Below are 21,926 nucleotides of genomic sequence, written 5' to 3' on the forward strand. Positions count from 1 at the left end.
ATCCTCCATTAAGTTGATTGCCCTCTCGTGATTAGCGGCTTGCACGGATCACGCCGGTGAAATTAAATACGGCATCCGGCGCTTGCGAGCGCAGGCTGTCGACCAGGCGCTTGAACAGCACCGCATCGCGGACCACCGTCTCGGTAAAGGTCAGCGTCATGCTGTAGCTCTGCATTAATGCCCAGGTATGCTTTTGGCCTGCCGGCTGGTAATCGCTGTTCGTCACGTTGAGCTGGGCCTGCCAAGTGTTGACTTCGGCCAGGAAGGTGCCCTCGCCATCGTATAATTCACCATTGTATCCTCTGGACACATTCCGGAAATCAAAGGCGCCGCGATCCAGCATCTGCTGAATGTCCGGCGGACTATTGACCCGGAAGCTCCATGAGCGGTTAATAATCTCGCCTACCTGCACATTGGCGATGTCGATGCTTCCATCAGGAACGCAGTCGCGGAAAATATAACGTGCGTCTTGTGCCATCGTTGTTCCTCCTTACGGTTACGCAGATTGCGGCGAGAATTGGAAGCCGAAATCCAGGTATATTTTTTCGATGCTGTCCAGATCGACCAGCTCCGAGAAGCGGAACCAGGCCGAATCGCCCTGCGGCGGATGATTAGGGTCCACGATCAGTTGGCCGCTTTCCAGTCCGCCCTCGCGGATCATCGTCTGGATAATGCCATTCGCAATCGTCACGACAAAGGCGCGGCCATCCGCGTTGTTGTTCCATTTGCCCAGATAAGGATGCAGCGTGTACACGATCCGGTCGATCAGCTCATAGCGCGTGCGGGTGCGGCGAATTTTTTTCCAGCCTTCGTCTTCGTCGGCCAGAAGCGTCACTTTCGTGTTGATGCCATAATCGATTTGCGCCATGCCGTCCGGGTTGAGGGAGAAGGTAAGCATCCCGGATTGAATCGCTTCTTTGTACTGCGCATTCGTCAGTTCCCCGACCAGATCGATGGAGCCGGTCATAGGAACATGCGTCAAGCTGGCATTGTACGCGCTCGAAGCAATGACGCCGGCAACCCGGGCAGCCGCTCTTGCACCTTCCACGGGACCGTTGGCGGTCCGAAATCCGTTGCCGACATAAACGATGGCAAAATCATTGAATGCGATGGCGTTCGTCTTGCGCGTCGCAAACGGAACGCTGGACGGTTCGCCGACCACGCCGATGATTCGCCCGCCGCCTTCGGCCAGCATTCGCTTCACGAAGGAATGGAGGGAGGCATGAACGGAAGCGTCCTCCGAATCGACAATGACGGTATCGAAAAATTTGCGTTCGAGACGTTCAAACGCATTCGCGTAGTCTGCGCCGGTAACGATTGGGTCTGCACCGCCCGTAAGCGGGGCATCCAGCAGCGCATCGAGCTCCCCGGATCCGTCCGCTATTTTTGCCGCCGTCAAGTAATGGCTCTGTTCATTGATGACCGCGACAAGATGCTCCGGCTCGCTTCCTTTGGCGAACAGCAGCCGTTCCAGCTGGCGTGTATTTTCATGCAGCACGAACTCCCGCATGGTCACATCTTCCAGCGAGTCGCGGATCGTGACCGTCATCTGCCGCGTGGTTGGATACTTGGTGAGCAGCCGGACCACTTTGGCCGCCGGGTCAGCGATATCGTTCAATTCAAGCGATGCCTGGGTTCCCCCCGTGCCGGCGCGAACGGCCAACACCGTGCTGGCACCGCCCGCAAAAATTTCCCGGATGCAATCCGGGCCCTGGCCGTCGCCAAGCTGCCCGGCCAATTCACCGGGCGCTTTTACCGTTACGACTTGCGTAAGCGGTCCCCAGTTGGATTGGATCACGGCCGCAGCCACGCCGACGGTTCCTGTGACGACACGGGCGCCGCCGGCATTATGCCAGCGGACATATACGTCCGGCCGAATCTTCTGTTCACCTAAAATAAACGTTGCCCCTGACATGGGCTACACCTGCCTTTTCTGAAATTCTTGAACTGCCTTTTCCGCTTCCGCTCGGGTCAAGCTGTCTGTAGGGACCCGGCGCAAGGCTCCCGCCATCGCATCCGGCGAGACACCGAATTGAGCGGAGGCAGCCATAATTTCCGCCTTCGTATAAGAGGCTTCCGGCTGCCGCTTTCTAGGTTTGGACTCTTTGGCTTCCGCCATGTTACGCACCTCCGATATGAATATGGTCAAGCAGCGGCGATGACGCCGCCGTCTGCAGGATGCCGAACCGGACATCCAGCGAGATCTGTCCAGCGCGGCAAGCGTCCTGGGTTCCGTCAGCCGATACGCTCTGGATCAGCATAGGGGATTGATCCAGCATGCGGACCTGCCCATCGAGCGCCAATTGCCGCACCGTCAGCTCCAGCCAGCGGCTGCGCGCTTCCGCATGCGGAACCAGCAGATGCCCGCGCAGCGTCGCGTCGATCCAGGCTCCCTGGCTCACCGTCTGGATGCTACGGATGGCGGCCACACGCCAGTATAAGGCGGGTGTATCCTCCGATGGATTCCAGGCCGCGGGGTCGGCCTCTATGGCCGGGAAGCGCTCGCGGGTCCATGCGAACATCGCCGCGACCGGGTCCGGCTCCAGCTGCGCATGGGACATCCATCCCAGGGAAAACACTTCAAACTGGACACTTCGGGTGACCGCCTTGAGCTTCTCATCCACCGTGTCCGAGCCTGCGCCCGTGTACCGGCAGAGGATGGATTTGCCGCTGATGGCGTCCGTCAATCGTTGACGATCCAGCGCGGAGATGACGGCGGCGGCCAGGCTGTCTACATGCGGAAACTCCGTAGGCGCCGCATACGGCGTCACTTCGATCTTGCAGCTGGGGCCGGCCCAGTCGTTCTCTACCGTCTCGGAACCTATGGTGAGAATAAGGTAGGGCTTCGCTTCGTCCGCTTCCGCAGCGCCTGTGTCAAGAACCTTGCCGTTGACAGCCGGAATCCGATCGATCAACCGCTGGCGGATGACACTGCGCATCGAGGCCCCCTCCAGATGCTTATCCATCCCGAATCCGCCCCTCCTGCGCCATTGCTTCCACCTTGCTGCCCGGCTCCCGATCCCGCAGCAGCGTGAGCGCATACTGGACCCGGAAGCGCAGCGTATGATCCGGGTACTCATGGCTCATCTCGGCACTGTACACTTTTACTCCCCCCTGCAATCCGGCGTACGTTCCCGTGAAGCGGTCCAATAATAAAAGACCACCCGGCATCCTCATCCGAATGGTCTCTCTTAACGGTCTGCCAATAGGCCGCATTAGACGGGTCCAATGGCACACCACTTCACACTACTATCTTATCACCGGAGTCCGCCTTCCGCGTGCCAGCATCCGGCCAACGAGCGGACAAGCGGCAGGCCAGCGGGGGAACAACCGGCACCCGGGCATCCCCTCCAGCCCACTGGAGTGCTACTCCGCATACACTTCCAGCCCAAGCAGGAAGGCCAGCTCCATTACCCCTCGTGCCTTGATGCGGCGGAAGGTGCGTTCGCTAACATTCATCTCATGGCAGAGCAAATAATCCGGCGTGCTGTTCTGCGGGCTGAGATAGCAGCGCTCGATCACGCCCCGCTCCGCCTCGCCCAGATGGGCAATCGCCTTGGTCACATTGTCATGGACGGTCTTCATATATTGCTCCCTCTCAACATTGTGGACCGCGGTCTCCTCGACTGGCTTCCCGACCTTGTGCGTCGCACCGTGGTAACGGGGAATATACGCCAGCGTCGTCCGCATTTCCCGGCGAACCGCTCCGGCTTTGCGGTACAGCTTCGCCACGGCCAACACCGATTCTACCCGCTTGCGCGTCTCTGCCCGATTAATGGTTGCCAACATCGTGAACCACTCCCCAATACGTTATTTATAATATAAAATAAATATAAAAAAACTATAAAAGTTATTAAAAACAACAATCAGAAAACAATGAGTTCATTACGCCTGCCTAAATAAGCCATTGTCATTCTCCCCAACCTCTGAACAGGGACTCTTTCGTTATTTACAATAACGATTTATACTAAAAGAAATTTATTTCTAGCAACGCACACCAAACCTATTGAGAACAAATGTTCGTAATGTTATACTGCAAGCATACCATACCGCCGAATTGAGCGTCAATGATGAATTGATGTTCATATATTAAAGGACGAGGGTGATAACGATGACTGGCAAGAACAGAGAAGTGATGGGTTCACGAATCAAGCAGCTCCGCTTGAAGCACGGCCTCTCCCAGGATGACGTCGCGCATGCGCTCGATATGAAGCGGGCGAATGTCGCCAACTATGAAGCGGGACGCACGACGCCGCCAAGCGATATTATCGGCCGCCTGGCCGATATGCTGCACACCTCTGCCGACTATCTGCTGGGGCGGACGGACAACCCGCTCGCGCTGCATGCGGCGGGCACGATTCCGGAATGGGCCACCGCCAAGGACAAGCGTGACTTCCGCAAAATGCTGGAGGAGGATCCGGAGGTCATGTTCGACGGCGTCCCGATGGACGAAGACGACCGCGAACGGGTCATTCAAGTGCTGGAAGCCTTGTTCTGGGATGCGAAGAAGAGGAACAAACGGAAGCCAAAGCGAACGGAATGAACATTCGAACCTTGAAACCGCGGGGTGCATGGCATGGATGTTGAGAACATCGTAAGCAAGCTGATTCGAAAATACAAAACGAACTGTCCTTTTCAACTGGCGCAGCGGCTGAATATTATCGTCAAGCAGGCGCGGCTCGGCAATTCGACGCGCGGCTTCTATTACCGCAAGCTGCGACGCCGCTATATCGTGATCAACACCGATCTGCCATTCGAGTGGCAGCGCTTCGTCTGCGCGCATGAGCTGGCGCATGACCGGCTGCATACGGGAACCGGCCATTTCTTCATCGAGCGGAACACGCTGTTCTCCGTCGGCAAATTCGAGCGGCAGGCGAACGAGTTCGCGCTCCGGCTGCTTCTGGACAGCACCGAGGCGCTGCCCGGCGACACGAAGGAGATCTACTGCATGCGGCATGGCATTCCGCCTGATGTCGCCAAGTTCCTTCCTGACGGAGACGTGCATGATATTCAACGGGAGCGGGATGCAGTCCCATAGGCAAAAAAATCAGAAACCGGTACGAATGCCGTGGCCTTTTATAGGTGAATCCCATAAGATGTGGCATCTGATGATTAGGTCTGTGCCGGGTGCGCGGAGCCCGCATTCTCCGCCCCCATGCCGCAACTATATGAGAGAGGTGATTCCCTTACATGAAGGCGCTGGTTACCGGTGTCTCCGGGTTTGTCGGAAGCCATATGGCGGAATATTTGCTGGATCGGGGCGTCGAGGTAGTCGGAACGATTCGCAACCGGAGCCGGATGGAGCATATCCGCCATATCGAATCGAAGATTCATCTGGCGGAGTGCGAGCTGCGCGATCCGTTCTCCGTCGAGACGCTGCTGACGCAGGAGAAGCCGGATTTGATTTTCCATCTGGCGGCGCAGAGCTTCGTCCCGACCTCCTGGAATTCTCCCGTCGATACGATTACGAACAATGTGGCGGGACAGCTCAATATTTTCGAGGCGGTCCGCCGTCACGATCTGGACTGCAAGATCCAGCTCGCCTGCTCGAGCGAAGAATACGGCCATGTCGAGCCTCACGAGACGCCGATTACCGAAGACAACCCGCTTCGGCCGCTGAGTCCGTACGCTGTGAGCAAGGCAGCACAAGATTATCTAGGTTACCAATACTTCAAAAGCTACGGTCTGCATGTGCTCCGCACGCGTACCTTCAATCATACGGGCCCTCGCCGGGGCGAGCAGTTCGTGACGTCCAACTTCGCCAAGCAGATTGCCGAGATTGAGAAGGGAATTCGGCCGCCGGTCGTCCATGTCGGCAACCTGAATGCGAAGCGGGACTTTACGGATGTGCGGGATGTCGTGCGGGCCTATTGGCTTGCTCTGGAAAAAGGCGAGCCCGGCGAATGCTACAACATCGCCTCCGGCTCCTGCGTCACGATTCGCGAAATGCTGAACATGCTGCTCTCCTTCAGCAACGTCAACATCGACATCGTGCCGGATCCAAGCCGGATGCGCCCATCGGATGTCGAGATTTTGCTGGGCGACAACTCCAAATTCTCCCGGCAGACGGGCTGGAAGCCGGAGATCCCGCTGGAACGGACGCTGGAGGATCTGCTGAACTACTGGCGCGAACGTGCAGGCAAGCAAGCATTGTAAGAAACAGAGGAACCGGAAGCTAATGAAAAAGAGCCGTGGGTTTCTTTGATACAGTACAAAAATAAAAATTAATTAAGCGGCCTAGGTTCTGAATTCCATCGGACTGAGGCCGTTTAGTTTTGCTTGTAATCGTTCGAGACAATATCGACTCGTTCTTGCCAAGTTGTAGTCCGATCCTTAGGCATAGCTTTCGCTCATGTTGAAGCTGGTACAGGAAAGATTAAGACATAGTAATTATCAATGACCGCAGATACGTATATTCACGTAACTAAAAAAATGAGTCAACATGTAATAAAAAGTTTCGACTCGTTCGACCCAAGTAAAAAAGAACCGGTACAACGGGTTCACCCCAATTTCACCCCAATGGTTAAATTCAGCACAATAAGATACATCCTATGTAACGTTTTCCTGAAAACCAAAAAAGGCCCCGGTCAGAGCGACCAAGGCAAAAGTAGTAAAAGGTTATGAAGAAAAAATTGGAGCGGGTGATGGGAATCGAACCCACGCTGCTGGCTTGGGAAGCCAGCGTTCTACCATTGAACTACACCCGCGAGAGGCCAAAAAACACACCCAGATCCCACAAAAACTGACCGAGTGTGTCCAATCAACAACAGATGGTCGGGACGACACGATTTGAACATGCGACCCCCTGGTCCCAAACCAGGTGCTCTACCAAGCTGAGCTACGTCCCGAAACAAAGTAACTTTTGACAAGAATTAATATATCATATCGTTGAGTATCATGCAAGCCAATTTACGAAAAAACAAACCGGTAAAATCAGCCATACGGTCACGCCCACGAGAAAAAACGGCCTCCATCGCTCCTTCACGAGTCGACGAGGCCGTTCTCCAATGCGTACCGCGTCAGCTGTACGCGATTTTCCAGATGAAGCTTCTGCAAAATATTTTTCAGGTGATTTTTGACGGTATGCTCGGATAACGAAAATTGGGCGGCAATCTCCTTGTTCGACTCGCCCCTGGCCACCCGCTCCAATATTTCGCGCTCCCGCATCGTCAACGGCGAATGCGCCGGGGCCTTGCTGTTCTTGGTGGAGAATTCCTGCAAAATGCGGAAAGCCAGCTCCTTCGACATCGGCGCCTCGTCGATGGCGATCGCACGCAAATATTCATGCCATGCCGATGGCTGCAAGTTTTTCAGCAGATAGCCCTGGGCTCCTTTTTTCAAGGCCTCGAACAAATGAGTAATATCGTCGGATACGGTCACCATGACAATTTTGACATAAGGGAACCGCTCTTTAATATGCTTGGTCGCTTCCAGCCCGTCCATCACCGGCATCGAGATGTCCATCAGAATCATATCCGGCATGACCGTCTCGGTCATCGCGATCGCTTCTTCGCCATTCACCGCTTCGCCCACGATGGCGAAGGAAGGATCGATCGCCAAAATATCCCGCATTCCTTCCCGCGCATGCGCATGATCGTCAGCGATCAACACGCGGAACACCGGTTGTCCAGCCATACTCATCGTACCCCTCTCCTCTCGTTTTCTGACTATCGTGCCTCGGCCAGCCGCTCGGCCGCTCCCCGCTTCGAGACTCGCATAATCGTCTGTCCGTCCTCCCGCATCATCTCGAATTGCCAGCCCAGCGTCCTTGCCCGATCCCGAAGCATTTTCAAGCCGTACTTCCCGGCAGCGGCGCACGGATCGCCCGCGAACCCCGCTCCGTCATCGCGCACCTCGCATTCGAAGCCTTCCCCGTTCAGCCGCCCAATGACCCGCACATGCTTCGCGTCCGCATGCTTCCTCACATTGGTCAATGCTTCCCGCACACAGGAGAACAGGGCGATCTTCTCCTTGATCGTCAACGATTCTTCCGGAATGGCCCATGCGACATCCATCTTCCACTCCGTATCCTTATGAATATCCTCGATCATTTGCATGAACGGATGGGACCAGGTAAAATCCTTCTCCTGCGGCGCGGTCCGAAGGTTCGCAATCGCTTGCCGCACATCGTCATACACATGCCGCACCGTCTGACGGAGCTTATCCAGTTGGCCCTGCTTCTCCTCCGAAGGGCATGACTCGAGGCGATCGATTTTGACGGACAGCATGAACAACGATTGCGAAATGCCGTCATGCAGCTCCTGCGCCAGCCTCTCCCGCTCCTCCAGCGCCGCCGTCATCCGCTGCTCCCGCCGGAGCGTCGCCTGCGTATCGTCCAGCTTCTTGAACAGGCGCGTCAGCAGCGTCGCCGAGACGATGAACACGATGATCGGAGCCAATATATTGCCCATGTCCATCGACAAATAAGGAAGCAAAAAGGAATGTCTGACATATTCCCACAGCCCGATCGTCAACGTCGGAATCCATAAGATCAACCGCTTAATCATCTTGTCGCTCATCGGCGCATCCTCCCCGCTCATCCTGCCGCTCTTACATTTGCAGCCGGACCGTTAATCATCCCGTTCCGTTCTTCCGTTCTTCACCCTGTTCCGATCCCAGCAAAAAAGCATGAGATCCCGCACGGGAGCTCATGCCGCCTTCCTGCAGACGATGAGACGATGGCCTTGACTGTTCTCATTGCGCTTGCGGTGCTGCCGTTGATTCCCGGACGATAATCTCCGAATTGAGACGGACAGTCCGGTTCGTCAGCGAGACGCCGTTCATCTGCTTGACGAGCATGTCCACCGCCGCCTTCCCGATCTGCTCGGCCGGCTGCCGCATCGTCGTCAAGCGCGGCCGCAGTTCCGAGGCAAGCACCTGATCGTCGTAGCCCACGATCGACATATGCTCCGGCACCCGAAGGCCCGCTTCGGTCAACGCGTTGATAGCGCCCAGTGCCGTGAAATCGTCCGCAGCGAACAGGGCCGTCGGCAGCTGATCTTGTTCGAGCCATTTGCGGACCGCCTGGTAACCGGATTCAATCGAGAACTCGCCCGGCGCCACCGCGTACGGCTCCAAGCCCGCTTCCGCCAGCGCCTGCCTGAATCCGCGCTCCCGCTCGATCGAGCTGAGGAAGAAGCCCGGCCCCTGGATATGAGCGATGGAGCGATGTCCCAGTTCAACGAGATGGCGGGTCGCTTCATAGCCTCCAGTATAATTGTCGACGGTAACGCCGTGAACATCCGGCTGGACGGTCTGGTGATCGATGAGCACGAACGGAATATTCCGGTTCCGCAGCTCCGTCAAGTAGCTCAATTCATGAATCGGCGACAGCAGAAGCAGTCCGTCCACCCGATCCTCCTCGATAAAATCCCTCCCTACGCCTTCCTCCTGGGGATAATTCGCGACTGACAAAGCAAGATAATATCCGTGATCCTTCAACAGGGAAGACACCGTTTGCACGATGCTGTCCAGGAACGAATCCTGCAGCGTCGTGACAATCATGCCGATGACTCCGGTTTTGCCTTTCGCCAAGCTTCGTGCCGCCGCGTTCGGGTGATAGTCCAGTTCTTTCATCGCCTGCAGAACCTTTTGGCGATTCTTTTCTCGAACAGTTTGGGCATTGTTCAAGACACGGGATACCGTTACGACAGACAAGCCAGCTTTTTTGGCAACATCAAAAATACTGACTTTCATATCCTTCTCTCCTCATTGTCATCGTCATCCTGCAAGCCACATTGTTGTCATCTAGTATCCATAATAACCAATTTAGCGCTTCATTCCAATAAAATCTGCAGCAATCCGCGATTCATTTTGAGTATACTATGAATTAGAGTCGGACTTGTGCCAATCGTCGCCTTGAAACGCAAGTCAAGTTGCGGCGTATTAGGTATATATAGGGTGGATGCATACATTCGCCCACGAAGGAGATGGTAAGAAATGATCGTAGCAACAACCGAAAATATCCCGAACTATGAAGTAATCGAAGTGATCGGCACCGCTTTTGGCGTCGTTGTGCGCGCACGCGGCATCGGCGGAGACATTATGGCTTCCTTGAAAGGGCTGGTCGGCGGCGAAGTTAAGCAGTACACGCAGATGATCGAGGATGCCCGGCGCCAGGCGATGGATCGGATGATCGAGAACGCGCACGCGATGGGCGGCGATGCCATTACGATGATGCGCTTCGATAGCGGCGACGTCGCGCAGAACATGAGCGAGATCGTGGCTTACGGAACGGTCGTCAAGCTGAGACCTGTGCAGAGGTAGCATGCCTATGTGGATCGTGATAGGTACAGCGTTAGTCGTATACGGGCTTCCTTTGCTTGCCCTCATCATCCTTATCATCATCGGCAAAACCTATTATGACAAGCGCTACAAGCAAGTCGACAATCCTCGCGACGCGATCGGCATCAACGCCGACTATGCCCCAACCAAGGAAATTTTTATCGATCCTCGCGACGGTCATAAATATCAGGTATACTACAATGCCAAAACGGGTCAGAGACAATATATCCGCATGGATTGATGATGGCTCGCGCAGCATTCTCCGGCATCAAAAGAAAACAGCCCGCATCCCCTGTCGTGGGAGCGGGCCGTCTTACGCTATTGAATTATTCCGGCTTCTTCTGGGAAAAGCTGACTTCCGGCGTCGTCATTCGGTCGTAGAACTCGACATATTGATCACGCTCGTCCGATGCAAGCAGCGCCATAGCCGAACGCGGATGCTCATCAAGCGTTCCGGTGACGAGATATGGAATCAGGTAACCCCACTCCCATTTTTCGCGTGTCTTCAGCATATGATTTTGGATAAAGCCGAGCACCGGACGCATGTGGTATCTGCTGTTCTTCAGATGCGTCAGCAGCAGCTCGGTCGGGCAGTTCCCTGCGCCCCGTCCCATGCCGTAGACGGAGGCATCCAGAATCTCGACGCCCAGTTCGGCAGCGACGAGCGTATTGGAAAAGGCAAGCTGCATATTGTTGTGCGTGTGCACGCCCAGGCGCTTGTTCGGCAGATGCTCCTTGAACTTGTGCACCAAGTAATGTATATCGTTATGATCGAGGCTGCCGTAGGAATCGACAATATAGACGATGTCAACCGGGCTGTCCTTAATCATGGCGAAGGCTTCAATCAGATCGTTCTCCATTACGTTGGAGAGCGCCATAATATTAATCGTTGTCTCATAACCCCGATCGTGGAAAAGCTGAATCAGATCGAGCGCTTTGTCAACGTCTTTGCTGTAGCAAGCGACACGGATCAGATCGAGCATGCTCTCGGAACGAGGCAAAATATCATTTTCGTCGACCCGTCCGATATCAACGAGCGCCGACAGCTTGGTTGTTCCTTTTTGCGGAATGACTTTACGCAGGAAATCGTCATCCAAAAAACGCCATGGGCCTGCTTCATCAGCGCCTTTAAGCAATTTCGGCGAATTTTTGTAGCCAATTTCCATATAATCGACGCCCGCTTCGTTCAATGAGGCATACAAGCTTTGCACGAACTCGACGCTGAAATCCCAGTTATTGACGAGACCGCCGTCGCGAATGGTGCAGTCGATAATTTTACAATGATTCGTTTTCATCCCGCTATCTCCTTCTCAAAAATAATTTTCTCTCTATTCTAATAGAGAACGCCTCCGAAAGTAAAGGAAATCCAGCTTCTTTCTCCATATCGATTCTACTTTTTACAATAAATCCATAGTTAAGCGCGTGTTCAAAAAGTCCGGTTTTCAGCACCCGGAAAATGGCTTGAACTCGAAGAGGGAGCGCAGTGGCGGCCAGACTGCATGAGCAGCTAGATTGTTTCCGGAGGAAACATACTTCGGAAATCTGTGCTTTTCGATAGTGAGTGCAAAATTCGAGACGGAGTTGCTTAAATTTGGCCATGACAAATATCACGGAAGCCCCGAACATTGCTGTGATAAAATCCGATCACCAATTGATAAAGATTCTCATTACCATTTGTTACCTGAGACTATGATTCCGCAACAGAAAGAAGGATGAACACGATGGGCCGTCATGTTCCCCGTTCTGCTCTATCAACCACCCCATTATGCGAACTCAAGCCTGGCCAGACAGGCTGTATTTGTGATCTGTCCGAAGCCAATCCTGCCGTCTGCCGGCGCTTGATGGAGCTCGGAGTCGAAGAGGGCACGCGTGTGCAGGTGATGCATGCCGGCCTGCTCGGCGGACCGCTCACGCTCGAAGCGAACGGCCAGCTGATCGGCATTCGCCGCAGCGAAGCCCGGCGTATCGGGGTGAATGCGGTATGAGCGTACAGACAACCGCGCTGGTCGGCAATCCGAACACCGGGAAGACTTCCTTGTTCAACGCCCTCACTCGCTCTTACGAATACGTCGGCAACTGGACAGGCGTAACCGTAGAAAAAAAAGTAGGGCGGCTGCATCGTCAGGCAGGCGCCCTGATTGATCTGCCGGGCATCTACTCGCTTCATCCGATGTCAAGAGATGAGAGCGTCGCCGTGCAGTATCTGCTGGACGAGCGTCCGAACGCCATTGTCAATGTCGTGGACGCCTCCCAATTGGAGCGGAACCTCATGCTGACTGTACAGCTGCTGGAGTATGGCGTGCCTGTATATGTCGCCCTCAATATGACGGATGTGGCGGCTGGAAGAGGCATTCATATCGATCCGGCGAAGCTGTCCGCCGCGCTCGGCGTCCCGGTCATTCCGGTGAATGCCCGCAAGAAGCAAGGCATCGCCAGCATTTTGGAGCGCCTGCAGCCGCAGGCGGCCGAGGACGCGTCCCCGCAGGCCGCTGCTCGCGGGTCCGCCTCTGGCGGCAGCGCAGCATCACCAACTGAACCGGCCGTACGCCGCAGCCCGCTCGTGCTGAATTACGGCGATGAGGCGGAGCAGGCAATCGAACGCATCGCCGCGCTTCTTCCCGGCGATGACGCCGTTCCGCTCCGATGGACGGCGCTGCAATATATCGAGCAGAACGAGACAGTCCGCCAATCCGTCCAGGAGCGGATAGGCGCCGACCAAGTCCGCCAGATCGGGCGCATTATCGAAGAGGCCAAGCTGCGCTTGCGGGACAGCGGAGCCGCGCTTCATCTTCCGCAGCGGCTGCGCAGCATCCGGATGGAATTCATCCGTCAGATCATCGCTTCGTCCGTCCATGCGGAACAGCGGCAGGCGCGCACGATGACAGAGCGACTAGATAACATCGTCACGAATCGATGGCTTGGCATTCCGATATTTATCCTTATTATGTTTCTGACCTTCAAAGTCACCTTCGACTGGATCGGCACACCGTTATCGGATGCGCTGGACGCGTTCTTCTCCGGACCGCTGACCGAAGGAGTAGCGGCGCTGCTGGACGCGGCGGGAGCCTCCTCCTTCACGCATGCGCTGCTGGAGGAAGGCATTATCGCCGGGGTCGGAGGCGTGCTGGTGTTCGTGCCGCAAATATTTTTGCTGTTCCTCTTCATCTCGTTCATTGAAGATTCCGGTTATATGGCCCGGGTCACCGTCGTCATGGACCGGCTGATGGAAGCGGTCGGCCTGAACGGCAAGGCGTTCATCCCATTCGTCATCGGCTTCGGCTGCAACGTGCCGGGCATTATGGCGGCCCGCACCATCGAACAGCCGCGGGAGCGTCTGGTCACGACGCTGCTCGTCCCGCTCATGTCCTGCTCTGCCCGGCTGTCGGTATATGCGCTGTTCGCCGGCGTGTTCTTCCAGGCGCATCAGGCGATCGTCGTGCTCAGCCTGTACCTGCTCAGCATCGTGCTGTCACTGCTGCTGGCCAAGCTGTTCACGAAGCGCTTCATGAAGGAAGAGCACAGCATCTTCGTCGTCGAGCTGCCGCCTTACCGCATGCCGCAATGGCAGACGCTGTTCCGGAGCACATGGGAGAAGGGCAAGGGCTTCGTCCGCAAAGCGGGCACGTTCATTCTCGGCGGCTCGGTCCTGATCTGGTTCCTCACCTACGCCGGTCCCGGCGGGCTCGGCGTAGAGATGGACGACAGCTATCTGGCGCTGATCGGCGGCTTCCTCGCCCCGCTGCTCGCACCGCTTGGCTTCGGGACATGGCAAGCCGGGGCCGCGCTCTTGACCGGGTTCCTGGCCAAGGAAATCGTTGTGTCCACGATGAACATCATCTATCATGCGCCGGATGCGGCGATGCTGCAGGCACAGATTGCCCAAGCCTTCACGCCGTTGTCCGCTTATACGTTCTGCGTGTTCCTGCTGCTGTACGTCCCCTGTCTCGCGACGGTCGGCATCCTGCGCAAGGAGACGGCTTCGTGGCGGTGGACGTGGTTCTCTATCGGATATTCGCTCGTCCTCGCCTATGCCGCGGCGCTGGTTGTCACGGCAATAGGACACTGGCTTGGCTATATGTAAGAAAGGATGATGGTGATGCCCTGGTTCGAGATTGCCCTCGTATCCGCTATCTTCGGCTACGCCGGCTGGACGCTGATCCGGCATATCCGCAAAAGCAAGCAGGGCGCTTGCGCCTCATGCGCCCTGAATCGCTCCTGCCCATCCGGAAGCTGCGCTTCCGCGCCGAAGCCGGAGCAGAAGCTAACCGAATAGAATCGAAGAAGGAGCGCGCCCGCTACGGACCGCTCCTTCTTCGATTTCAAGCAGCTTCGCTCTTGACGTACTGCCCGGACTCCGTCCCCTATTCGCTGCTTAGCTTGTTCACGTTCGCTTCACGCGCTTCGCCGGCTTCGAATCGCTCCGATCGCTTCGATGAATCTTCGCTCCACGCTGCCCAGATAAGAGTCTCCCCGGCGGATGTAGACGACAGACACCTTGTTGAAAGGGGCCGGAATCGGAAACACGCGGAGCGAGCCCTCCGTCTCCTGCTTCTTCACGGCGGCCCGCGGCACGACGGTAATGCCGAGTCCGGCCGCGACCGTGCCGATAATCGTCTCCAGCGTGCCGAACTCCATTACCTTCGTCGGCTGAATGCCTTCCTGCTGCAGCCATCGTTCCAGCTGCGCCCGGTATCCGCAGCCGCGCCGGAACACGAGCAGCGGCAGATGCAGCAGCTCCCGGAACGGAAGCGGCTTGCCGGGCTTGGCCTCCCATGCGTCCGGTCCGCAGACGAGCACCAGTTCCTCCTCGAAGACCGGAATCGTCTCGATATTGGCTGCGCTCACCGGCCCGGAGACGAACGCGCCGTCCAAGTTATAATCAAGCACCTCTTCGGTCAGCTTCTCGGTCACTCCCGTCACGAGAGAGATGTCGACCTTCGGATGGTTGCGGTAGAACAGGCTGAGAATATCCGGCAGCCCGACGACCGTCTCGATCGAGCCGATAAGCAGAGAGCCGGCCGGATCATCGGGATCCTGGAACGCCTTCTTCATCTCCGCCATCAGCAAGGCCATGCGCTCCGCATAATGGAGCAGCTTCCGCCCCTCCGCATTCAAGGTCATGCCCCGGCGGTGGCGATGGAACAGCGGGTATCCGATCTCCTGCTCCATCAGGCGAATGCGGGCGGTCACATTGGACTGGACGTATCCCATCTCCTCCGCCGCCCGGCTGACGCTGCCATGCTCAACGACGGCCAAAAAAATGTGTATATCGCTTACTTCCATCGCTAGCTTGCCCCTCCGATCCCGTGCTGATTTAGCTATCATTATCAGTGATATCTTAAATCACTTTCAATTGTTTTACAAGATAGCTAAGCAGCACTATGATGTAGGTTAGCTGCTTTAATTAGGATAGTGCATACAGGAGTGAGTGACATCATGAGCAAGTCCCGTTTTTGGAAAGGCGCTTTATTTTGTTTGTTTTCCGCAATCGCTTGGGGAGCGATGTTCCCTGTGGCCGAGAGCGCGCTTCATCATATCGATCCGTTCTGGTTCTCCGGCATACGCTACAGCGCCGTCGCCGTGCTGCTGGTTCTGCTGCTCGCCTGGAAGGAAGGCAAAAAGGCATTCCGAACCGAAGGCCACGGCATGAAGCTGTGGGGATTAGGTACACTCGCTTTTATGGTATATAATTTTGGCGTCTTCTGGGGCCAGCATCAATTGGGCAAATCCGGCGTGCTGCTCGCGTCCATCATGGAATCGTTCATGCCGATGCTCGCCGTGCTGCTCGTCTGGTCGCTGACCCGCAAGCGTCCGAATATCCGGACCTTGGGCTGCGTGGCCGTCGCCTTCATCGGCGTGCTCTTCGTCGTCACGAAGGGCGATCTTACCGCCTTCACGAACGGCGGTCTGCAACTGCTGCCCCTCCTGTCGGTATTCGCGGGCGTCATCGGATGGGTCGTCTTCACCGTCGGCAGCGGTCAATTCTCCGGCTGGTCGGCGCTTCGCTTCTCTACGCTGACCTGCATCTACGGGGGAGCAACGACCATGGCCGCTGTACTCGGCCTGACGTTTCTCGGCCTCATCGAGGTACCCGAAGCCTCCCAGGTGATGCGGGTCATTCCGGAGCTGCTGTTCATGATCGTCGTGGCGGGTCTGATGGCCCTGCTGAGCTGGATTCAGGGCATTCAACAGCTCAATTCGGTGAACGGCATGCTGTTCATTAACTTCGTTCCTGCGACGACCTTCGTCATCTCGGTCATTCAGGGCTATTCGGTCTCCGCAGCCGAGATTATTGGCTCGCTCCTTATCGTCGGCGCGCTGATCGCCAACAATCTGATTACGCGGCGGGAAGCCTCCCTGGAAGCGCGCAAACCAGCGGCCTCGCGTCCTTCGTCAGCACGCCGGCCCGCCAAGAAGCAATCGCATGCGCCAGCAGGATAACACACTTTTCACAACATATAACCCCTATTGGAAAAAGGGAGAGACGCTTTGGCGTCTCTCCCTTTTCTATTGGCGCAGGCAGCCGGTCAACGCCGTCCCTGGTCGGTGGCTGCCCTTCTCTTATATCCGCCTCACGGGACTGAGCGGGCTTTTTTCGGGCACTTAGCTTCCCGTAATCGTGCTGTATTTCAGCCTCTTATCGACCAGGCACTTTACCTCAGCTCGCCTTCAAAGATGAAAATGCCGTTCGGCTCTCATCATCAATACTGCATAATGCGATTCGCCACTCGTTAAAGACCACATAATGCGCTTCTACAATCGTTCAATGCTGCAAAAATACAGTATCTGCTCGCACTACTCTAACCGAAAAAAGAATTCCTGCAAATCAGCATCAATTTTGCCCATTCAGCCTGGATCCGAGGCTAGTGAGGCCAAAAAGCTGCATTTTTGCAGGAATTTCCTCATTATGAGCGAAAAACCTGGGAAAAAGCTGCATTTTTGCAGGATTCCCAGCAACCAGCGCAGTATAACACAGAAATCTAGCATCTACTTGCACTCAACCTCGATTCCCCCGTATCCACCTTATGATCCCACACTCCCGCACCCGTACCGCTTCCGCAAAGAAACCAATTCACATCGTCCCACACCCGTACCACATCCGCAAAGAGACCAACTCGTCGCCCAACACTCGTACCGCTTCCGCAAAGAAACCAACTCATCACCCCGCACTCACTCTGCAATCCCCCTCATCCGCAGGCACAAAAAATCGCCGAGGCCGACTATACGCCGGCCCCGGCTATTCTATCCTGTCATGTCGAACGGCAGGCTTACGCCTCCGACAAAACGTATTCGGTAATGGTGCGGACCATGACCCCGGTAGCGCCCTTCGGATCGACCCCGCGGCCGCTGCTCAGGAAGGCGGTGCCCGCAATATCGAGGTGAATCCAAGGCAGGCCGTCCGCGAACGTGCCGACGAACAATCCGCCCGTAATCGTGCCTGCGCCGCCTGGAATGGCATTGCGCACGTCAGCTACGTCGCTCTTCAGCATATCCCAATATTCCTGGTGGGACGGAAGCTGCCAGACGTATTCGTTCGTGCGCGCCGCCGCTTCCTGGAAGCGGGCAAAGAAGGCGTCGTCGTTCGTGACGACTCCCGTCGAGATGCTGCCGAGCGCCACGCCTACGGCCCCCGTCAAGGTCGCTGCATCGATAATCTTGCTCGCACCGAGCTCCTTCGCATACGTCATGCCGTCCGCCAGCACGAGGCGGCCTTCCGCATCCGTATTCAACACTTCAATCGTGCGTCCGCTGTAGGAAGTGAGGACATCCCCCGGCTTCAGCGCGTTGCCTGCCGGCATATTTTCGGCCGAAGCGACGACGCAGACCACGTTCACCTGCGGCTTCAGACGGCCGATAGCCGCCATCGCGCCCAATACGGCCGCGGATCCGCCCATGTCGCAGATCATCTCGTCCATATTGGCGGCGCGCTTCAGCGAGATGCCGCCGGTGTCGAAGGTAATGCCCTTGCCGACGAGACCGCACACATCCGTCCATTCCGGCTTGCCCTGGTATTTCAAGGCGATCATGCGCGGCGGGTTGGACGAACCTTTGCCGACGCCCAGCAGGGCGCCCATGCCCTTCGCCTCGATCTCCTTCTCGTCCAGCACATGCGCCTCGAAGCCGAACTGCTTCGCCAGCTCCATCGCCGTCTCCGCGAGGCGGCTTGGGTACAGCACATTGCCGGGCAGATTCGTCAGATCGCGCGCGAAGGACGTTCCGTAGGCATAGGCTTGTCCGCGAAGAGCGCCTTCGTTCCATGCCTTCTCATCGAGGCCTTCTCCGGCCAACGTCAGTGCTTCAACGCAGTGAATCGGCTTTGCGTCTTTCTTGTAAGTCACGCGCTGGTATGCTCCGAGCAAGAAGCCTTCCACCATGACGTGCGCCATCGCAGCTGCCTCTTCGCCGGCTGCCTTCTTCAGCTCGTCCGGCACGATAACCGCGATGCGGGACAGCTTCAGCTTGACCGCTTCGCGCGCAGCTTCCGCGAGCATCAGGCGCACCTGCTTCGTCGCAAGCGCCTCGTCCTTGCGGCCGACCGCAATCAGGACGGGAGCCTTCTCTTGGCCTGTCGCCGCGACATACGTCTTGCAGCAGCCTGCCTCGAACAGCCCGGCCTTCACCGCTGCCTTGCAAGCCTCCGCTCCCGGGAACCCGGAAGCTTGCTCCAGCTCGGAGCGGGATCCAATGACGACGATGCCGTCCGCTTCAATGTCGCTTGCAGCCTTCGCTGCGGTCTGAATGGTTACTTTGTCCAGCCAAGCTACATTCGATAAGTTCACGTATGTATCATCCCTTTTACTTATAATGAAGTACCCATAGTATCAATACTATCATATCTTCGTTGATTCGGGCACGGCCACGGCCACTTTTCTGTCAAAAAATGTACCGCTGCCGCAGAGATCTGACTCGGGTGATTACGATGTGACCAAAGGAAGCTTGATGACGAATTCCGTCCATTCTTCCGCCTTGCTGTCTACGTCAATGATCCCTCCATGATTTTTAATAATGCGGTAACTGACCGACAATCCCAAGCCGGTGCCCTCCGCCTTCGTCGTGAAGAAGGGGTCGAATAAATGCTCGAGCGTCTTTTGCTCCATACCGATTCCGTTATCCCGTATCCGGATGGCGACATACCTGCCTTCCTTCTCCGATGTAATGCGAATCCGGCCCTGGCGCACTTCCTGCACGTGGCCGATCGCTTCAATCGCATTGCGGATAATATTCAAAATGACCTGCTTAATCTGCTTCACGTCAATCGACACGCAGTACATATCGCCGTGAAGATCCTCTTCCAGCTCGATTTCGCAGCCTTTCATCAACGCTTCGCTTTCGGTAAGGAGTACGACTTCGCGGAGCAGGGAGGAGATGGGAACTTCTGAGGTCATTGGGGCGGATGGTTTGGATGAATTCAGAAATTCAAAAATGATGTCATTCGCGCGGTCAATCTCCGCGAGAATGATTCGTGCATACTCTTCCTTGCCCAGATGCATCAGATGCGGGCGCAGCAGCTGGATGAATCCTCGAATCGACGTGAGCGGGTTCCGTATCTCGTGGGCGATGGCGGCCGCAATCTTGCCCAGTATCGCCAGCTTGTCGTTCTGGTACGCCGTCTGCTCAATCCGCTTGAAATCCGATACATCCTTAATGCTGAATAAAAAATCTCCGTCCATCTGATCCCCGTAAGTAACGGTAATTAAGTAATGCCTGTCATTCCGATCAGAGAATTCATGATAGCGCTTACGTGTCAAGATGGTATCTTTGTACAATCGCAATATTTTTTTACGCTTGTCCTGTTTGAGCAGAGGATGGAACAGTAATTCCCTCAGACTGCAGCCGATGAGCGCCTTGCGGGGAATATCGAGCAGCTTGGCGGCCTCCACATTGATAAACGAAAGAACGCCGCTGCTATCGAACAATACAATGCCGCTATCCATTTGCTGAAGCACACTTTCATATTTATTGCGCGCCATCTGGGTGGAGTACAATGCCTGTGCGGACCGAAACCAAGGTTCGCGAATCGGGTCTAGTACCAATGTGATCCCCTCCTTGCTTCCCTGTTCTGCCTTATTAGCCGTAATCCATTCCATGAAATACAGAAACGAACGATGCATCATTTTCATGGCCTCATCCGTCTCAACATGGGACAGCACGGTAAACATAGCTTCCTCGTGGAAGCTCCATACAATCTCCGGATTCAGCGGAGCGGCACGGGCAGTCTCGCGTGCAAGGTTCAACTCCCTTATTCCGCCGTACAGCATATAACGCCTGAGTCCTTTGACATATCGAGGCTTCCATTCCGACCGTTTACACTCTTCCTGTGCGCTTATCGAATTCATGCGGGACTCACCTCATTTACGGCAACCTGTTCCGTTCGGCAAGACCAATTCCAACAGTTCCATCATAGTAAACTTTTGGCAAAAACGTCAACCCTAGATAATGTCGAAAATGTACAAAAAAACTCGTATCCCATAAAAGTAACATAAAGGATGTACAACCAGAGCCCCATACTAAAAAAGGCGACCCGGCTATGTATCGATGCCCCGTCATCGCAGCTGTTCCTGCGACGGTCCCGTACGACCGCGTGTCGCCTTTCTCTATGTCGAACTCATCCATTAGGCTGGCTCCTATCCTTCTACTGCTTCATGAGCTGCGCCTTGCGCCGGCTCATCAGAGCGAGTCGCCGCTTCAGCTGCGATTCCCATTGCGTATCCTTCCACTGCTTGGCCAATGCCAGCAGATCGAGCGCATTGTCGATTTGGTTGCGGACCAGCTCGAGCGGATCGTCATTTTCATGATTAATGCAGTTCTCGAACAGCTGACTGTCGTCCGTGGTGACGTAATCCTTGAAGTTCACCTCCTCCACCCCATCGCTTTGAGCATACTCCGCCAAAATTTCGTACTCATTTTCCACGAGAAAATGCACCTCGATACGGTGGCACACCGGACACAGCAACAGGGGAACATTTTGTATGCGAGTGCGGTAATGCTGAAGCGTGCCCTTCGTTCCGATCATGCTTGCTCCACAACAGAAACTCATGTTCTCCCTCCTCGGCAATGAATACAGGGCTTCTGCATACGGCCGTCTCTCCGTCGTCTAGTTAGCTTATTCGATACGGAAGCCGTTAATTCCTTCAACAACAGCGAAGTTCCTCCTAACGTCCCACGTCCATCCCTCACGCCTGTCACGTCTAATCCTGCGCTCTGACGGCATATAGATGTGACATTAACGATCTTCAAGGGGAGGTTCGTCGATGAAGCCTAACATGCTGTTCATTGGTTCGAAGCAGATCGACTATGTCCAGTATGACGAAGCAAGCGGGCAGCTCTATATTCATTACGCAACCGGGCGGACGGATGCCTATTGCTCCGTCTCCCCGCATTGGTATGAACGGCTGCTCCATTCTGAGAATCGCTATGATGATGTCGTTCAGTTGACGGTTCGCTCGCGCTCGGAATCAAGTGATCAAAGAGCCGTGTCTGTCGATAGGGGCAGCAGATCAAATTAGGGCCCTTCATGTATGTATACCTTTTCGCCGCGGGAATGAAACACTGGTTTATCGCTTTTTTAATTTGGAATATTATGGTTTGCAGCCGGATAGTATTAGGGTGTAGTCCGATTTCGTTCGTTGGCACACCCCTAT

24 protein-coding genes and 2 tRNA genes are annotated in these 21,926 nt (G+C 55.6%); 10 read left to right on the top strand and 16 right to left on the bottom strand.

Translation table 11 applies throughout. The features are described 5' to 3' along the window. Window positions 1-31: 31 nt before the first annotated feature. The 6 genes from NNL35_RS26015 to NNL35_RS26040 form a co-directional block, all read right to left on the bottom strand. Entirely contained in the window at window positions 32-478 is a 447-nt protein-coding gene (locus NNL35_RS26015; protein WP_006675229.1) for a hypothetical protein, read from the bottom strand. Window positions 479-496: 18 nt separating this feature from the next. After that, window positions 497-1,915, bottom strand: coding sequence for a phage tail sheath subtilisin-like domain-containing protein (locus NNL35_RS26020; protein ID WP_006675228.1), 1,419 nt, complete (start codon window positions 1,913-1,915; stop codon window positions 497-499). Window positions 1,916-1,918: 3 nt separating this feature from the next. After that, a complete protein-coding gene (locus NNL35_RS26025) occupies window positions 1,919-2,119 on the bottom strand; it encodes a YqzN/YkzM domain-containing protein (protein WP_006675227.1) in 201 nt (66 codons plus the stop codon). 1 nt (window position 2,120) lies between these two features. Continuing rightward, window positions 2,121-2,966 (bottom strand): hypothetical protein, encoded by an 846-nt coding sequence (locus NNL35_RS26030; RefSeq protein ID WP_006675226.1) that lies wholly within the window; start codon window positions 2,964-2,966, stop codon window positions 2,121-2,123. Further along, complete coding sequence (locus NNL35_RS26035) at window positions 2,959-3,150, bottom strand: hypothetical protein (protein WP_006675225.1); 192 nt, start codon at window positions 3,148-3,150, stop codon at window positions 2,959-2,961. The genes NNL35_RS26030 and NNL35_RS26035 overlap by 8 nt, the downstream gene beginning before the upstream one ends. A gap of 216 nt (window positions 3,151-3,366) precedes the next feature. Beyond that, a complete protein-coding gene (locus NNL35_RS26040) occupies window positions 3,367-3,789 on the bottom strand; it encodes an ArpU family phage packaging/lysis transcriptional regulator (RefSeq protein ID WP_006675224.1) in 423 nt (140 codons plus the stop codon). Between the two features lie 322 nt (window positions 3,790-4,111). Between NNL35_RS26040 and NNL35_RS26045 the strand changes: the two genes are divergently transcribed. From NNL35_RS26045 to NNL35_RS26055, 3 genes are all read left to right on the top strand, one after another. Further along, window positions 4,112-4,543 (top strand): helix-turn-helix domain-containing protein, encoded by a 432-nt coding sequence (locus NNL35_RS26045; RefSeq protein WP_006675223.1) that lies wholly within the window; start codon window positions 4,112-4,114, stop codon window positions 4,541-4,543. 33 nt (window positions 4,544-4,576) lie between these two features. Then, a complete protein-coding gene (locus tag NNL35_RS26050) occupies window positions 4,577-5,038 on the top strand; it encodes an ImmA/IrrE family metallo-endopeptidase (RefSeq protein WP_006675222.1) in 462 nt (153 codons plus the stop codon). 152 nt (window positions 5,039-5,190) lie between these two features. Next, entirely contained in the window at window positions 5,191-6,156 is a 966-nt protein-coding gene (locus NNL35_RS26055) for a GDP-mannose 4,6-dehydratase (RefSeq protein ID WP_006675221.1), read from the top strand. A 477-nt stretch (window positions 6,157-6,633) separates the two neighbouring features. Here NNL35_RS26055 and NNL35_RS26060 read toward each other — a convergent pair. From NNL35_RS26060 to NNL35_RS26080, 5 genes are all read right to left on the bottom strand, one after another. Beyond that, a tRNA-Gly gene (locus NNL35_RS26060) sits at window positions 6,634-6,707 on the bottom strand. Between the two features lie 64 nt (window positions 6,708-6,771). Then, window positions 6,772-6,848, bottom strand: a tRNA-Pro gene (locus NNL35_RS26065). Window positions 6,849-6,981: 133 nt separating this feature from the next. Beyond that, window positions 6,982-7,641: a response regulator gene (locus tag NNL35_RS26070; protein WP_006675220.1), complete on the bottom strand. Its 660-nt coding sequence runs from the start codon at window positions 7,639-7,641 to the stop codon at window positions 6,982-6,984. 26 nt (window positions 7,642-7,667) lie between these two features. After that, window positions 7,668-8,519, bottom strand: a complete 852-nt coding sequence (locus NNL35_RS26075; protein WP_006675219.1) for a sensor histidine kinase — start codon at window positions 8,517-8,519, stop codon at window positions 7,668-7,670. 175 nt (window positions 8,520-8,694) lie between these two features. Beyond that, window positions 8,695-9,696: a LacI family DNA-binding transcriptional regulator gene (locus NNL35_RS26080; protein ID WP_006675218.1), complete on the bottom strand. Its 1,002-nt coding sequence runs from the start codon at window positions 9,694-9,696 to the stop codon at window positions 8,695-8,697. 243 nt (window positions 9,697-9,939) lie between these two features. On the opposite strand from NNL35_RS26080, the gene NNL35_RS26085 reads away from it, so the two are divergent. Both NNL35_RS26085 and NNL35_RS26090 read left to right on the top strand, forming a co-directional pair. After that, the gene (locus NNL35_RS26085) at window positions 9,940-10,266 is read left to right on the top strand and encodes a YbjQ family protein (RefSeq protein ID WP_006675217.1); all 327 of its coding nucleotides are present in this window, start codon (window positions 9,940-9,942) and stop codon (window positions 10,264-10,266) included. Between the two features lie 7 nt (window positions 10,267-10,273). Beyond that, a complete protein-coding gene (locus NNL35_RS26090; protein ID WP_006675216.1) occupies window positions 10,274-10,525 on the top strand; it encodes a hypothetical protein in 252 nt (83 codons plus the stop codon). An 85-nt stretch (window positions 10,526-10,610) separates the two neighbouring features. Here NNL35_RS26090 and NNL35_RS26095 read toward each other — a convergent pair whose 3' ends face one another. After that, window positions 10,611-11,579, bottom strand: a complete 969-nt coding sequence (locus tag NNL35_RS26095) for an aldolase catalytic domain-containing protein (RefSeq protein WP_006675215.1) — start codon at window positions 11,577-11,579, stop codon at window positions 10,611-10,613. A 426-nt stretch (window positions 11,580-12,005) separates the two neighbouring features. On the opposite strand from NNL35_RS26095, the gene NNL35_RS26100 reads away from it, so the two are divergent. The 3 genes from NNL35_RS26100 to NNL35_RS26110 are packed head-to-tail and all read left to right on the top strand — an operon-like array spanning window position 12,006 to window position 14,557. Further along, complete coding sequence (locus NNL35_RS26100; protein WP_006675214.1) at window positions 12,006-12,269, top strand: FeoA family protein; 264 nt, start codon at window positions 12,006-12,008, stop codon at window positions 12,267-12,269. After that, window positions 12,266-14,365, top strand: a complete 2,100-nt coding sequence (feoB, locus tag NNL35_RS26105) for a ferrous iron transport protein B (protein ID WP_006675213.1) — start codon at window positions 12,266-12,268, stop codon at window positions 14,363-14,365. The genes NNL35_RS26100 and feoB overlap by 4 nt, the downstream gene beginning before the upstream one ends. 6 nt (window positions 14,366-14,371) lie before the next feature. Further along, window positions 14,372-14,557, top strand: a complete 186-nt coding sequence (locus NNL35_RS26110; protein ID WP_040729992.1) for a FeoB-associated Cys-rich membrane protein — start codon at window positions 14,372-14,374, stop codon at window positions 14,555-14,557. A gap of 119 nt (window positions 14,558-14,676) precedes the next feature. Here NNL35_RS26110 and NNL35_RS26115 read toward each other — a convergent pair whose 3' ends face one another. Continuing rightward, window positions 14,677-15,567: a LysR family transcriptional regulator gene (locus tag NNL35_RS26115; protein ID WP_006675211.1), complete on the bottom strand. Its 891-nt coding sequence runs from the start codon at window positions 15,565-15,567 to the stop codon at window positions 14,677-14,679. A gap of 153 nt (window positions 15,568-15,720) precedes the next feature. On the opposite strand from NNL35_RS26115, the gene NNL35_RS26120 reads away from it, so the two are divergent. After that, window positions 15,721-16,725 (top strand): DMT family transporter, encoded by a 1,005-nt coding sequence (locus NNL35_RS26120; protein WP_006675210.1) that lies wholly within the window; start codon window positions 15,721-15,723, stop codon window positions 16,723-16,725. 827 nt (window positions 16,726-17,552) lie between these two features. Here NNL35_RS26120 and NNL35_RS26125 read toward each other — a convergent pair. The 3 genes from NNL35_RS26125 to NNL35_RS26135 all read right to left on the bottom strand — a co-directional run bounded on the left by NNL35_RS26125 (window position 17,553) and on the right by NNL35_RS26135 (window position 21,322). Beyond that, entirely contained in the window at window positions 17,553-19,064 is a 1,512-nt protein-coding gene (locus NNL35_RS26125) for a leucyl aminopeptidase (RefSeq protein WP_006675209.1), read from the bottom strand. Between the two features lie 135 nt (window positions 19,065-19,199). After that, complete coding sequence (locus tag NNL35_RS26130) at window positions 19,200-20,372, bottom strand: ATP-binding protein (protein WP_377636337.1); 1,173 nt, start codon at window positions 20,370-20,372, stop codon at window positions 19,200-19,202. 545 nt (window positions 20,373-20,917) lie between these two features. Next, complete coding sequence (locus NNL35_RS26135; RefSeq protein WP_040729985.1) at window positions 20,918-21,322, bottom strand: hypothetical protein; 405 nt, start codon at window positions 21,320-21,322, stop codon at window positions 20,918-20,920. Between the two features lie 214 nt (window positions 21,323-21,536). Here NNL35_RS26135 and NNL35_RS26140 point away from each other — a divergent pair, with 214 nt between their 5' ends. After that, window positions 21,537-21,791 (top strand): KTSC domain-containing protein, encoded by a 255-nt coding sequence (locus tag NNL35_RS26140; RefSeq protein WP_006675206.1) that lies wholly within the window; start codon window positions 21,537-21,539, stop codon window positions 21,789-21,791. Window positions 21,792-21,926 lie beyond the last annotated feature (135 nt).

It is taken from the genome of Paenibacillus dendritiformis (genome assembly GCF_945605565.1).
In the GTDB taxonomy this organism is placed as follows: Bacteria; Bacillota; Bacilli; order Paenibacillales; family Paenibacillaceae; genus Paenibacillus_B; species Paenibacillus_B dendritiformis_A.